The following is a 13,568-nucleotide window of genomic DNA, read 5'->3' on the forward strand; positions in this document are numbered from 1 at the left end:
GCCCACCGCCCCCACCGGGGCGGTGGGCCGTCGCGCGTCCGGAGGCGGCGGATCCTATAGAAAACGGCGGGTAGGGTCGGCGCGTCCGTCACCCACGAAGGGTTCCGTCCGCATGTCCACGTCCCTGCCCGCTGCGCTCGCCGCGCAGGCCGCCGAGATCACCTCGCCGCGCTCCACGGGTTTCCTCGTCATCACCGCCGTCCTGGCGATCGCCTTGCTGCTCGTGCTCATCATCAAGGTGCGGCTGCACGCGTTCTACTCGCTCGTCATCGTCAGCCTGCTGACGGCCCTCGTCGCCGGCATCCCCACCGGTGAGCTCGTCGGCGTCCTCACCGGCGGGTTCGGCAGCACGCTGGCCACCGTCGCCCTCCTCGTGGGTTTCGGTGCCGTGCTCGGCCGCATCGTCGAGACCTCCGGCGGGGCGCAGGTCCTCGCCGACACCCTCGTGGACCGCTTCGGCGAGAAGCGGGCGCCGCTGGCGCTGTCGGTGGCCTCGCTGCTGTACGGCTTCCCGATCTTCCTGGACGCCGCGTTCGTCGTCATGCTGCCGATCATCTACACGGTGGCGCGTCGCCTGGGCGGTTCGCTCATGCTCTACGCGCTGCCCGCCGCGGGTGCGTTCCTCACGATGCACGCGCTGGTCCCGCCGCACCCCGGCCCGGTCGCGGCCTCCGGGATCCTCGGCGCGGACGTCGGCCTGACCCTGGTGGTCGCGCTCCTCGTGGGCCTGCCCACCTGGTACGTCGCCGGGTACCGCCTGGCGCTCGTGCTGGCCCGCCGCACCCCGTTCCTGCCCGTGCCGGAACTGCTGGGGGCCCCGTCGACCGACCAGCCGCGCCCCCGCTTCGGCGTCATCCTGCTCGTGCTGCTGCTGCCGCTGGTCCTCATCTTCGGCGGCACCGCCTCGAACACGGCCGTCACCAACTACGGGGTGGACGAGGACAACGCGCTCGTCGTGGTCCTGCGGCTGATCGGCGCCACCCCGGTGGCCCTGCTCATCACCAGCGTCCTGGCGCTGCTGCTGCTGGTCGTGCGCCCCAACCGCGGCAAGGTCGGCTCCCGCATGGAGGACCTCGTCGACGACGCCCTGGCGCCCGTGTGCTCGATCATCCTCATCACCGGCGCCGGCGGCATGTTCGGCCGCGTGCTCACGGTGACCGGCATCGGCGGCGCGCTCGCCGACGGCCTCAACGCCGCCGGGCTGCCGATCATCCTCGCCGGGTTCATCATCGCGGTGGCGCTGCGGGTGGCGCAGGGCTCGGCGACGGTGGCCGGCACGACGGCCGCGGGTCTGCTGGCGCCCGCGGTGGCGGCCGACCCGACGCTGTCGGCGCTGCAGCTGGCCTGCATCACCGTCGCCGTCGCCGCCGGGGCGATCTCCTTCTCCCACGTCAACGACTCCGGGTTCTGGCTGGTGGGCCGCTTCCTCGGCCTGGACACCGCCACGACCCTGCGCACGTGGAGCGTCATCGCCACGGCGGTCGGGCTGATGTCCTTCGGCCTCGTCTGGATCCTCTACGCGATCATCTCGTGAACCGGGCCTGAACCACGTCCGTCCCCGGTCGCGGACCGGGGACGGACGTGGTCGGGTGGAGGGGTACCGATCGACCCCAGGAGGAGACGACCGTGTCGATGATGGAGCCCTTCACCCCGCACGAGAAGGACGCCGGCGAGGTCGAGGTCCCCGCCGCGGACCCCGGCACCGGAGCACCCCCCACGGCCCCGGGCACCGGCCCGCAGGGCGAGGAGCAGGGCAGCAACGTGAGCCCCGAGCGCAGCGCCGAGGACGGCCCGCTGCCCGACTGACGCCCGGCCCACCCCGCACCGCACCGCGCGCCCCGGCACACGCCGGGGCGCGCGGTGTGCGTTCAGCGCCCGTCGAGCTCGCTGCCGCCCGGCACCGACGCCGGGCTGGCCGCCTCCTGGGAGGTGCCGCGACGGCGCGCGACCGCCCGCATGAGGTGGAACAGGCCCACGGCGGCCGCGGTCCCCAGGGCGATGCCCTGGAACTCCAGCCCCTCCGAGGGCACCCACGTGAAGTTCGCGATGCCCACGACGAGGGCGACGGCGGCGGTGGTCAGGTTCACCGGGTCGGAGAAGTCCACGCGGTTCTGCACCCAGATGCGCGCACCGAGCACGCCGATCATCCCGTACAGCAGGGTGGCGGCCCCGCCGAGGACCCCGGCCGGCACGGACTCCACGAGCGCGGAGAACTTCGGCGAGAAGCTCAGCAGCAGGGCCGCGGCCGCCGCGACCCAGTAGGCGGCGGTGGAGTACACCTTCGTGGCGGCCATGACGCCGATGTTCTCCGCGTAGGTGGTGGTGCCGGAACCGCCGCCGGCCCCGGCCAGGGTGGTGGCCAGACCGTCGGCGAGCAGCGCCCGCCCGGTCAGCGGGTCCATGTCCGTGTCGGTCATCGCGGCCACCGACTTCACGTGGCCGACGTTCTCGGCGATGAGGACGAACACGACCGGCAGGAACAACCCCAGGACGCCGACGTCGAAGGACGGCGCGGTGAAGTCCGGCAGGCCCACCCACGCGGCCGAGCGGACCCGCTCGAAGCCGACCTCACCGCGCAGCAGCGCGCACGCGTACCCGACGACGACGCCGACGAGGATCGCCAGGCGCCCGAGCATCCCGCGGAACAGGACGGTCGCCAGCACGATCGCGCCGAGGGTCACCAGGGCGGTGACGGGCGCGGCACGGAAACCGGAGCACGAGCCGTCCGGCTGGCAGGTGCCCCACGCGGTGGGGGCCAGGTTCAGCCCGATGAGCGCCACGATCGTGCCGGTGACCACCGGCGGCATCAGCGCGTCGATCCAGCGCGAGCCCGCCAGGTGCACGACGGCCCCGACGAGCGCCAGCAGCACACCCGTCAGCAGGATCCCGCCGGCGGCGACGGCCTGCCCGCCGGTGGCGGTGGCCGCGGAGATCGGCGCGATGAACGCGAACGACGAGCCGAGGTAGCTGGGCAGCCGGTTGCCGGTGACGAGCAGGAACAGCACCGTGCCGACGGCGGAGAAGAACAGCGTCGTGGCGGCGGGGAACCCGGTGATGGCCGGCACCAGGATCGTGGAGCCGAACATCGCCACGACGTGCTGCAGGCCGATCCCGGTGGTGCGCGGCCAGCTGAGCCGCTCCCCGGGCGCCACGACCGCGCCCGGCCGCACCTCCCGCCCGTCGCCGTGCACCCGCCAGCCGATCCCCGCCATCCCGTCTCCTCCGCTCGCCGCTCCCCCGCGGCGCACGCCCCGGGCGCACGAAGGCTAGGGCGTCCCCGGGGTCCTCCCGGACACCCCGACCCGCCCGCGGTCGCGCCGCACGGGTGGGCGGGAGGGAGCGGGGCGCGGAGGTCAGCGGTGCAGGCGGGAGCGCCAGTCGGCGGGGACGCGCTCGGCGGGTCCGGGGGCGCTCTGCTCCCGCGGGCGGTGCTGCGGCGGCGCCAGGTCCGGGCCGGAGCGGTACGTGACGTCGGTGGTGAAGTCGTAGAACCACCCCTCGCCCGGCTCGTAGCTGCGCACCACGGGGTGGCCGGTGGCGGTGGCGTGAGCGCGCGCGTGCTGCCCGAGTGAGGAGTCGCAGCAGCCCACGTGCCCGCACGCCGCGCAGCGGCGCAGGTGGAACCACCAGCCCTGCGGCGAGGTGGCGTCGCAGTCCGCGCAGCCGGGACCGCTGGGGGCGGCGGGGTCGATCGGGTCGGTGACCTCTGGCGTGCTCACGGCGCGGTTCCTCCTGGTGGGTGGTCGGGGTCGGCGTCGTCCGGGCTCACCGGCAGGCACACCCGGAAGACGGTGCGGCCCGGCTCGCTCGTGACGGTCAGCTCACCGCGGTGGCGCTGCACGACGACGCGCCAGGCGATGTCCAGGCCCAGGCCGGTGCCCTCGCCGACGCCCTTGGTGGTGACGAACGGGTCGAACACGCGCGGCAGCACGTCGGCGGGCACGCCGGGGCCGTCGTCGGCGACCTCCACGACGACGGCGCGGCCGTGGGCGGTCCCCTCGCCACGCACCCGCAGCGTCACCGTGCCCCGGTGCTCGGGGACCGGGGCGAGGGCGTCGAGGGCGTTGTCGAGCAGGTTCGTCCACACCTGCGTCAGCTCCCCGGCGTGGCCGAGGACCTGCGGGACGTCGTCGGCGTACTCGCGCACGATCCGCGCCGCGCCGGTGCCCCGGCCGGCGCCCGCGCCGAGCATGTCGACGCTGGCGTCGAGCAGTTGGCGCACGTCCACCCAGCGGACGGGCGCCCGGTCCAGCGAGGCGTAGCTGCCCGCGGAGGCCAGCAGCGCGCTGATGCGGGCGCTGGCGGCGGCGGCCTCGCCGAGCAGCGTCTCCACGGCCAGGGAGCGCGCCAGCCACGGCACCGCACGATCGGCGGGCACACCGGCGGCGGCGGTGAACGCGTCGAGCTGCTGCGGGCCCACCCCGGCGTCGGCGAGCACCGCGGCCAGGTCCCCGGCGTCGCCGCCCGGCAGCCCGGCACCCTCCAGCTCCTCCACCAGCTCGTCCTCGGCGTCCGCGCGCGCCAGGACGTCGCCGGAGGCGGGGGCGCGCGCCCCGGCGCGCAGCTGCGTCAGAGCCGCGGCCAGCCGCTCACCCCCGGGCACCAGGTGCGTCAGCGCGCCGTCGAGGGCTTCGACCTGCGCCTGCAGCTGCGCGACGGTGCGGCTGAGGGCGGCGGCGGGGTTGCCCAGCTCGTGGGTCAGGCCCGCGGTCAGCGAGCCCAGCGCCAGCAGGCGCTCGCGGGCGCTGACCAGCTCCTGCGCCTCGGTCAGGCCCAGCCGCAGCCCCTCCAGCAGGTGCACCGCCATGGGGAACCACTCGCGCACCGCGCCACCGAACTCGGCGGCGGGCAGCGCGAGGAACCGCGAGCGCTCCAGGACCCGCAGCGAGCTGCTGTACGCCTCGGGCGCGTCCTCGCCCAGGTAGGCCTCCCACGCGCCGGCGTACACGCCGCGCTGGCGGGTGCGGCCCACCTCGACCTCGTCCTCACCGACCCGCCGGTGCAGCGCCACGGCGCCGTCGAGGAGCACGAAGAACTCCCGGGCGGGCTCGCCCTCGCGGTACAGCCAGCCCGGCGCCACCTCCGCGGTGCGCCCGGCGGCGGCGAACCGCGCGAGCTGCGCGTCGTCGAGGCGCTCGAACAGGAACAGGGTGCGCAGCTCCGCGGGGTCCACGGCGGTGGTGGCAGGGGGGGCGCTCACGAGCGCGCCAGGTAGCGGTGCACGAGCATGACGGCCATGGCGCCCTCGCCCACCGCGGAGGCGACGCGCTTGACGGAGTCGGCGCGCGCGTCGCCGGCGACGAACACCCCCGGCAGGGACGTCTCCAGGTGATAGGGGTCGCGCTCGAGGGTCCAGCCCGCCGGGCGGCGGCCGTCCACGAGCAGGTCCGGGCCGGCCTTGACGAAGCCGTGCTCGTCGCGCTCCACGACGCCGTCGAGCCAGCCGGTGCGCGGTGCGGCGCCGATGAAGACGAACACGTGGTGGGCCTCGACCTCGCGCTCCAGGCGGCTGTCCCGGTCGCGCAGCACGATCGAGCGCAGGTGCTCGCCGCCGCGCGCCCCGGCCACCTCGGTGCAGGTGAGCACCTCGATGTTCGCCCGCTCGCGGACCTGCTCGACGAGGTAGGCGGACATCGACGCCTCGATCGAGGGCCCGCGCACGAGCATCGTCACGCTGCGAGCCGTGCGCGACAGGTTCACCGCCGACTGCCCGGCGGAGTTGGCCGCGCCCACCACGAACACGTCCTCCTCGGCGCACGAGGTGACCTCGGACAGCGCGGCGCCGTAGTAGACGCCGCGGCCGGTGAACTCCTCCAGGCCGGGGCCGGCGAGGGTGCGGTAGGAGACGCCGGTGGCCAGCAGCACGGTGTGCGCGGCGACGCTGCTGCCGTCGGCGAAGCGCAGGACGCGGGCGCCGCCGGCGGTCTCCAGCCGCGTGACGCTGCGCGCGGACAGCGTCTCGGCGCCGAACTTCGCGACCTGCCGGCGGGCCCGGTCGGCCAGCTGCGCGCCGGAGAGCCCGTCGGGGAAGCCGAGGTAGTTCTCGATGCGCGAGCTCTGCCCGGCCTGCCCGCCGGTGGCACGCTCCTCCACCAGGACGGTGCGCAGCCCCTCGCTGGCGGCGTACACCGCCGCGCTCAGCCCGGCGGGGCCGCCACCGACGACGGCGACGTCGTAGAAGCCCTCCCGGGGCCGGGTCGTCAGGCCGGCGTGCTCGGCCAGGGCCGTGTCGTCCGGATCGGCCAGCGCCACCGGAGCACCGCCCGCGGGGCCGGGGGCCAGGACGACGGGCAGGCGGGCGGGCGCGGACCCGTCCGCCCCGGCGATGCCGGCGGCGCGCAGCAGCCGGTGCGCCTCGGGTTCCTCCGCGAGCAGCCAGCGGTACGGGACCTCGTTGCGGGCGAGGAAGTCGCGCACCGCGAAGGAGCGCGCCGACCAGCGGTCGCCGACGACGACGACCTCGTCGGCCGGCCGCGGCGGCGCGGCCCGCCAGGACTCCAGCAGGGCGTCCAGGACCGGGTAGAGCTTCTCCTCCGGCGGGTCCCAGGGCTTGAGCATGTAGTGGTCGAGGTCGACGTCGTTGATGGCGCGGATGGCGGCGGAGGTGTCGGCGTAGGCGGTGAGCAGGACCCGCCGCGCGGCCGGGAACAGGTCCATCGCCTGCTCCAGCAGCTGGACGCCGTCCATCTGGGGCATCCGGTAGTCGGCCAGGACGGCCGCGACGGTCCCGCCGCGCAGCTTCACCTCCCGCAGCGCCGTCATCGCGTCGGCGCCGGAGTCGGCGCGCAGCACCCGGTGGCTCTGCCCGTAGCGGCGGCGCAGGTCGCGGGCCACGGCGCGGGAGACGGCGGGGTCGTCGTCGACGGTCAGGAGCACCGGACGGCTCGCGGGGGCGTCGGCCATGCGGGGAACCTCGCAGCGCCCGCCGGCGGGGTCAAGGTCCCCCGACGAGGTGCAGCCGTCCTGCTGATGGCCCTGCCAGGGCCCCCCTCCCCTTCCCCACCCACCCCCTCCTGCGGTGATCGGGGAGGATGGGGGTGTGAGCGCCACCCTCGTCGCCAAGGACCTCAGCGCGGCGCACGGGACGCGCAGCCTCTTCTCCGGTCTGGACCTCGTCGTCGCGCCGGGCGACGTCGTGGGCCTCGTCGGCGCCAACGGCGCGGGCAAGTCCACGCTGCTGCGCCTGCTGGCCGGGATCGACGTCCCCGAGTCGGGGTCGGTGACCCTGTCCCCGCCCACCGCGACCGTCGGGTACCTGCCGCAGGAGCCCGAGCGCCGCAGCGGCGAGAACCTGGCCGCGTTCCTGGGCCGCCGCACGGGCGTGAGCGCCGCGCAGGAGGCGATGGACGCCGCCGCGCAGGACCTCGCCGAGGGCGTCGCCGGTGCGGACGACCGCTACGCCGACGCCCTGGACCGCTGGCTGGCCCTGGGCGGCGCCGACCTCGACGAGCGCCGCGAGGAGGCCCTCGCCGAGGTGGGCCTGGCCGTCGACGCGGACCTGGCGATGACGGCCCTGTCGGGCGGGCAGGCCGCGCGGGCGGGGCTGGCGGCGCTGCTGCTGTCGCGCTACGACGTCTTCCTGCTCGACGAGCCCACCAACGACCTGGACCTGGACGGCCTGGCCCGCCTGGAGCGGTTCGTCGCCCAACTGCGCTCCCCCGCCGTCGTCGTCAGCCACGACCGCGAGTTCCTCGCCCGCACCGTGGACCGCGTCGTGGAGCTGGACCTGGCGCAGCAGCTCGTGCGGGTCGTCGGCGGCGGCTACGAGGCGTTCCTGGCCGAGCGGGAGGTGCAGCGCCGCCACGCCCGTGAGGAGTACGAGGAGTACGCCGACACGCGCGCGGGGCTGGAGGCGCGGGCGCGGATGCAGCGCAACTGGATGGCCAAGGGTGTGCGCAACGCCGTGCGCAAGGGCGAGCCCGACAAGAACATCCGGGCGAAGATGCGCGAGGGCAGCGAGAAGCAGGCCGCCAAGGCCCGCCAGACCGACCGGGTGATCGAGCGGCTGGAGGTGGTGGAGGAGCCGCGCAAGGAGTGGCGGCTGCAGATGTCGATCGCGGCCGCGCCCCGCTCGGGCTCGGTGGTCTGCGCTCTGCGCGGGGCCGTGGCGCGCCGCGGCGCCTTCACCCTGGGCCCGGTGGACCTGCAGGTCGACGCCGGCGACCGGGTGGCGGTCACCGGGCCGAACGGTGCGGGCAAGACGACGCTGCTGCAGCTGCTGCTGGGGCGCCTGGCGCCGGAGGCCGGCTCCGCCTCGCTCGGCTCGAGCGTCGAGGTGGGTGAGGTCGACCAGGCCCGCGGGCTCTTCCTGGGCGAGGAGCCGCTGGCGAGGGCCTTCGGCGCCGCCGTGCCCGAGCAGCCCGACGCGGAGGTGCGCACGCTGCTGGCGAAGTTCGGCCTGACCGCCGCGCACGTGGGCCGGGCCGCCTCGAGCCTGTCACCGGGTGAGCGCACGCGCGCCGCGCTGGCGCTGCTGCAGGCGCGGGGGGTGAACCTGCTGGTGCTGGACGAGCCCACCAACCACCTGGACCTGCCGGCGATCGAGCAGCTGGAGCAGGCCCTGGAGGCCTACCCGGGCACGTTGCTGCTGGTCAGCCACGACCGCCGGCTGCTGGAGGCGGTCCGGGTGACGCGGCGGCTGGTCGTGCGGGACGGTGCCGTGCAGGAGGTCTGAGCCCCGCGCGCGTTACGACTTCGTTGCGGATGGGCAAGAGCTGCGAGTAGCAGTTGACGCCGCAGCCCGGAAGCGCTTCTCTGCGCCAATGCCATCAGCGACCCTCCACGCCCTCGGGGCATCCGCCACCGCGGAGACCGGCACCGGCGTGCTCGCCAGCATCGAGTCGAGCGTCGACAGCGTCTTCTCCGACGTCGCCGCGGGCCTCAGCAGCGTCGTCTTCTACTCGGTGACCATTGGCGGGGCGACCTTCCCGCTCATCGTCGGCTGGCTCGTCCTGGCGGGCCTGATCTTCACCGTGTACTTCGGCTTCATCCAGGTCCGCGGCCTGAAGGTCGCCGTGGAGACCATCCGCGGGCGGTTCAGCAAGGAGTCCGACCCCGGTGAGGTCACCCACTTCCAGGCGCTGACCAGCGCCGTGTCGGGGACCGTGGGCCTGGGCAACATCGCGGGCGTCGCCGTGGCCGTCACCGTCGGCGGTCCGGGCGCCACGTTCTGGATGATCATCGCCGGCCTGCTCGGCATGTGCACGAAGTTCGTCGAGTGCACCCTGGGCGTGAAGTACCGCGAGGTCCACGAGGACGGCAGCGTCACCGGCGGGCCGTTCCGCTACCTCAAGGTGGCCTTCGCCAAGCTGAAGGTGACGTGGGTCGGGACGATCCTGACCGGGATCTTCGCCGTGGCGATCTTCTTCTTCGGCGTGGCCGGCGGCAACATGTTCCAGGCCAACCAGACCTTCGCGCAGTTCCGCAACATCACCGGTGGTGAGGACGGCTTCCTCGGCAGCACCGGCGCCGCCTTCGTCTTCGGCATCGTGCTGGCCGCGCTCGTCGGCGCCGTCATCCTCGGCGGCATCACCTCCATCGGCCGGGTCACCTCGAAGCTGGTGCCCGCCATGGCGATCGTCTACGTGCTCGCCTGCCTCATCGTCATCCTCGGCAACGTCGGGCAGGTCCCCGAGGCGGTCGGCGCCATCCTCAGCAACGCCTTCAACCCCGAGGGCGTCGCCGGCGGCGTGCTGGGCGCGCTCATCGTCGGCTTCCAGCGCGCGGCCTTCTCCAACGAGGCCGGCATCGGTTCGGCCCCCATCGCCCACTCCGCCGTCAAGACGCACCGCCCCGTCTCCGAGGGTTTCGTGGCGCTGCTGGAGCCGTTCGTCGACACCGTGGTCATCTGCACCATGACGGCGCTGACGATCATCATCGCCAGCCCGGCGAGCTGGCTGGACGCCCGCGAGACCGTGGCCGCCGGCGGCGCCAGCCCGGACGGCGTGGTCCTGACCTCCGACGCCTTCGAGAGCGTCATCTCCTGGTTCCCGATCGTGCTGGCCATCGCCGTGGCGCTCTTCGCGTTCTCCACGCTCATCACGTGGAGCTACTACTCGGAGAAGGCGTGGGCGCACTTCTTCGGCCGCTCCCGCGGCAGCCTGCTGACCTTCAAGGTCGTCTACTGCCTCTTCACCGTCATCGGCACGGTGATGACCTTCAGCTCCGTGCTGACGCTGGCCGACGCGATGCTCTTCCTCTGCGCCCTGGTCAACATCATCGGCCTGTACATCCTGGCGCCGGTCGTGAAGGACGAGCTGCGCAGCTACCTGGCCGACCGCCGCAGCGGCAAGCTGGCCCGCGAGGGCCAGGACGTCCCCACCGCCTGACCCCTTCCGCCCAGGGCGGTCGCGCCCTCCCCGCCGGCCCCGCCACCCCGCGGTGATCGAGGAAGTGACGACTCCCCCGGTCACCGCGGGGTGGCGGGGCCGGCGCACGTCCGGGGCGGGCGGCGGCCGGTGGGCCGCTCGTGGGGGATGATCGGTGCGTCGACCGGGCGATGGCGCACCTCGACACCCCACCCCGCACCGCTCTGCAGGAAGAAGCACCACCGTGCCCCTCGCCCTCCTGGCCCTGGCCGTCGGCGCCTTCGGCATCGGGACCACCGAGTTCGTCTCCATGGGCCTGCTGCCGCAGGTCGCGGGGACGTTCGGGGTGTCCATCCCGCTCGCCGGCTGGATCATCACCGCCTACGCCCTCGGCGTCGTCGTGGGCGCACCCACCCTGACGGCCCTGACCCACGCCCGCCCGCGCCGGCAGGTGCTGCTCGGCCTGATGGTGCTGTTCACCGCCGGGCACGTCGCCACGGCGCTGGCGCCGACCTTCGCGACCCTGGTGGGTGCGCGCTTCCTCACCGGCCTCGCCCACGGCGCGTTCTTCGGCGCCTCCGCCGTCGTGGCGCGCGCGCTCGCACCCGCCGGCAAGGAGGGGCGCGCGATGTCGCTGGTGTTCGCCGGCCTGACGGTCGCGAACGTCGTGGGCGTGCCGCTGGGCACGTGGGTGGGTCAGCAGGCCGGCTGGCGCCTGACGTACGGGCTGGTCGGCCTCCTCGGCGTGGGCACCCTCGCCGCGATCGCCGCGCTCGTGCCCGACGTGCGCGTGGGCACCGGCTCGCTGCGCGGCGAGCTGGCGGCGTTCGGCCGCGGCCAGGTGTGGCTGACGCTGCTCATCACGGTCATCGGGTTCGGCGGGCTGTTCACCGTCCTCAGCTACGTCTCCCCGCTGCTGACGGAGGTCTCCGGCCTGGCGGAGTCGTCGGTGTCGTGGGTGCTGGTCCTCTTCGGCCTGGGGGCGACGTTCGGCAACCTGCTCGGCGGGCGCCTGGCCGACTGGTCGGTGCAGCGCACCCTGGTGATGGGGATGTCCGGGCTGGTCGTGGTGTACGTGGCGCTGTTCGCGGTCGCCTCCTCGCCGCTCGCCGCGGCGGCCGGGGTGTTCGCCTTCGCGTTCGTCGCCTTCTCCCTGTCCTCCTCGATCCAGACGCGCGGGATCGTCGCGGCAGGGGGCGGGGCGAGCATGGCCTCGGCCGCCATGCAGGCCGGTTTCAACACCGGCAACGCGATGGGTGCGTTCCTCGGCGGGGTCGTCATCGACGCCGGGTTCGGCTACGCCTCCACCGCGCTGGTCGCCGCGGGGCTGTCCGTGGTGGGCCTGGCGGTGCTGGCGGTGGCCGCCCGCGCCGACGCCACCGGGCGCGCGCCGCTGGACCCGGCCGTGGCCGCGGTGCCCGCGCAGCGCCGCCGGGCGGTGGCTCAGCACGTGGAGGAGGCCGGTGCCTGAGCGGGCGGGCACCGGGCGCGGCGTCGTGGAGGTCGTGCCGGCCGAGCGCGGCGACGAGCGGCTGGAGGCGCTGCTGGTCGAGGCGGTCGACGAGCTGCTGCGCCGCTACCCCTCGGGCAGCCGCCAGGAGTACCACCTGGCGCCGGGCACCCTGTTCCTGCTGGGGCTGCTGGACGGCGAGCCCGCCGGGTGCATCGCGCAGGCCGACGCCGACCCCGCGGAGTTCCCCGGCGGCGTGGACATGAAGCGGGTGTTCGTGCGCGAGCGCGCCCGCGGCCGCGGCGTCGCCCGGCGCCTCGTGGGGGCGTTCGAGGACCTGGCCCGCGAGCGCGGTGCGCGGCGGGTGCGCTTGGAGACCGGGACGGCGCAGCCGGAAGCGGTGGCGCTCTACACCGCGCTGGGGTACGAACGGATCCCGTCGTTCGGGCAGTGGGCGGACAGCCCGCTGTGCCTGTGCTTCGGCAAGGAGCTCTGACCCTCCAGGTTTCGGTGGACCGAAACCGTGTGTACGGTCACCCCGTGACCACGGACGCGCGCCCGGCCGAGCAGGAGAACACCCGCACGCCCCGCTCGGGCCTGCTGCGCCTGCTCGGCCCCGCGTTCGTCGCGGCCGTCGCCTACGTCGACCCCGGCAACGTCGCCGCGAACCTCACCGCGGGGGCCCGGTACGGCTACCTGCTGCTGTGGGTGCTCGTCGCCGCCAACGCCATGGCGGTGCTCGTGCAGTACCTGTCCGCCAAGCTGAGCGTCGTCTCCGGGCGCACCCTGCCCGAGCTGCTGCGCGATCGGCTGCGCACCCCCGCCCGGCTGGCCTACTGGGGGCAGGCCGAGCTGGTGGCCGTCGCCACCGACCTCGCCGAGGTCATCGGCGGCGCCGTCGCCCTGAACCTGCTGTTCGGCACGCCCCTGTTCACCGGCGGCGTCATCACCGGCGCGGCGTCCATGCTGCTGCTGGCCCTGCACAACCGGGCGGGCGTGCGCTGGTTCGAGGCGGCGGTGGTGGCGCTGCTGCTCGTGGTCGTCGCCGGGTTCGTCTCCGGCGTCGTCCTCGCCCCGCCCGACCCGGCCGAGGCCGCCGCCGGGCTGGTGCCGCGCTTCGCCGGGGCCGACACCGTCCTGCTCGCCGCGAGCATGCTCGGCGCCACCGTCATGCCGCACGCGATCTACCTGCACTCGGCGATGGCGCGCGACCACCACGGCGCCGTCCACGCCGACCGCACCCGCCGCGTCCTGCGCGCCACCCGCCTCGACGTCGCCGGCGCGCTGGTCCTCGCCGGCCTGGTGAACATCTCCATGCTGCTGCTCGCGGCGTCCGCGCTGCGGGGCGTGGCGGGCACCGACACCCTCGAGGGCGCCCACGCCGCCGTGCTGGGCACCCTCGGCACGGGCGCGGGCCTGCTGTTCGCGATCGGCCTGCTGGCCTCCGGGCTGGCCTCCACCTCGGTGGGCGCCTACGCGGGGGCGGTGATCATGCAGGGGCTGCTGCGCGTCGACGTGCCCCTGCTGGTGCGCCGGGCCGTCACCCTCGTGCCGGCGCTGGTGTGCCTGGGGGTGGGGGTGGACCCGACCCGTGCGCTCGTCGTGAGCCAGGTGGTGCTGAGCTTCGGCATCCCGTTCGCCCTGGTGCCGCTGGTGCGGCTGACCAGCGACCGCGCCCTGATGGGTGAGCACGCCAACCGCACCGGCACCCGGCTGGCCGCCGCCGTGGCCGTGACCCTGGTCGTGGCCCTGAACGCCTGCCTGCTCTACCTGACCTTCACCGGCTGACGCCCCCGCCTCCCGCGGTGGTC

General features: G+C 74.9%; 11 protein-coding genes. 7 read left to right on the forward strand and 4 right to left on the reverse strand.

Annotated features, from left to right (window positions below):
* Positions 1 to 112 precede the first annotated feature (112 nt).
* The gene (locus ACRYR8_RS15630) at positions 113 to 1,534 is read left to right on the forward strand and encodes a GntP family permease (protein WP_432484374.1); all 1,422 of its coding nucleotides are present in this window, start codon (positions 113 to 115) and stop codon (positions 1,532 to 1,534) included.
* Positions 1,535 to 1,626: 92 nt separating this feature from the next.
* Positions 1,627 to 1,806, forward strand: a complete 180-nt coding sequence (locus ACRYR8_RS15635) for a hypothetical protein (protein WP_242128127.1) — start codon at positions 1,627 to 1,629, stop codon at positions 1,804 to 1,806.
* 62 nt (positions 1,807 to 1,868) lie between these two features.
* Here the strand turns inward: ACRYR8_RS15635 and ACRYR8_RS15640 are convergent, their stop codons facing one another.
* The 4 genes from ACRYR8_RS15640 to ACRYR8_RS15655 form a co-directional block, all read right to left on the reverse strand.
* Positions 1,869 to 3,212, reverse strand: coding sequence for a uracil-xanthine permease family protein (locus tag ACRYR8_RS15640; RefSeq protein ID WP_432484372.1), 1,344 nt, complete (start codon positions 3,210 to 3,212; stop codon positions 1,869 to 1,871).
* A gap of 141 nt (positions 3,213 to 3,353) precedes the next feature.
* Positions 3,354 to 3,719 carry a UBP-type zinc finger domain-containing protein gene (locus ACRYR8_RS15645; protein ID WP_432484370.1) on the reverse strand — a complete coding sequence of 122 codons (366 nt, stop codon included), beginning with the start codon at positions 3,717 to 3,719 and terminating at the stop codon, positions 3,354 to 3,356.
* On the reverse strand, positions 3,716 to 5,200 hold the full coding sequence (locus tag ACRYR8_RS15650) for a sensor histidine kinase (RefSeq protein ID WP_432484368.1): 1,485 nt from the start codon (positions 5,198 to 5,200) through the stop codon (positions 3,716 to 3,718). The genes ACRYR8_RS15645 and ACRYR8_RS15650 overlap by 4 nt, the downstream gene beginning before the upstream one ends.
* Positions 5,197 to 6,903 (reverse strand): NAD(P)/FAD-dependent oxidoreductase, encoded by a 1,707-nt coding sequence (locus ACRYR8_RS15655; protein ID WP_432484366.1) that lies wholly within the window; start codon positions 6,901 to 6,903, stop codon positions 5,197 to 5,199. The genes ACRYR8_RS15650 and ACRYR8_RS15655 overlap by 4 nt, the downstream gene beginning before the upstream one ends.
* Positions 6,904 to 7,039: 136 nt before the next feature.
* Between ACRYR8_RS15655 and ACRYR8_RS15660 the strand changes: the two genes are divergently transcribed.
* The 5 genes from ACRYR8_RS15660 (at position 7,040) to ACRYR8_RS15680 (ending at position 13,545) form a co-directional block, all read left to right on the forward strand.
* Positions 7,040 to 8,674 carry an ABC-F family ATP-binding cassette domain-containing protein gene (locus ACRYR8_RS15660; protein WP_432484364.1) on the forward strand — a complete coding sequence of 545 codons (1,635 nt, stop codon included), beginning with the start codon at positions 7,040 to 7,042 and terminating at the stop codon, positions 8,672 to 8,674.
* A gap of 88 nt (positions 8,675 to 8,762) precedes the next feature.
* A complete protein-coding gene (locus ACRYR8_RS15665) occupies positions 8,763 to 10,328 on the forward strand; it encodes an alanine/glycine:cation symporter family protein (RefSeq protein ID WP_432484362.1) in 1,566 nt (521 codons plus the stop codon).
* Positions 10,329 to 10,551: 223 nt separating this feature from the next.
* Positions 10,552 to 11,778, forward strand: coding sequence for an MFS transporter (locus ACRYR8_RS15670; RefSeq protein ID WP_432484360.1), 1,227 nt, complete (start codon positions 10,552 to 10,554; stop codon positions 11,776 to 11,778).
* Entirely contained in the window at positions 11,771 to 12,253 is a 483-nt protein-coding gene (locus tag ACRYR8_RS15675) for a GNAT family N-acetyltransferase (RefSeq protein WP_432484358.1), read from the forward strand. Before ACRYR8_RS15670 ends, ACRYR8_RS15675 begins: the two co-directional genes overlap by 8 nt.
* Positions 12,254 to 12,297: 44 nt before the next feature.
* Positions 12,298 to 13,545 (forward strand): Nramp family divalent metal transporter, encoded by a 1,248-nt coding sequence (locus ACRYR8_RS15680; protein ID WP_432484356.1) that lies wholly within the window; start codon positions 12,298 to 12,300, stop codon positions 13,543 to 13,545.
* Positions 13,546 to 13,568: the final 23 nt, after the last annotated feature.

Origin of the sequence: Kineococcus esterisolvens, assembly GCF_050871405.1 — a bacterium.
In the GTDB taxonomy this organism is placed as follows: Bacteria; Actinomycetota; Actinomycetes; order Actinomycetales; family Kineococcaceae; genus Kineococcus.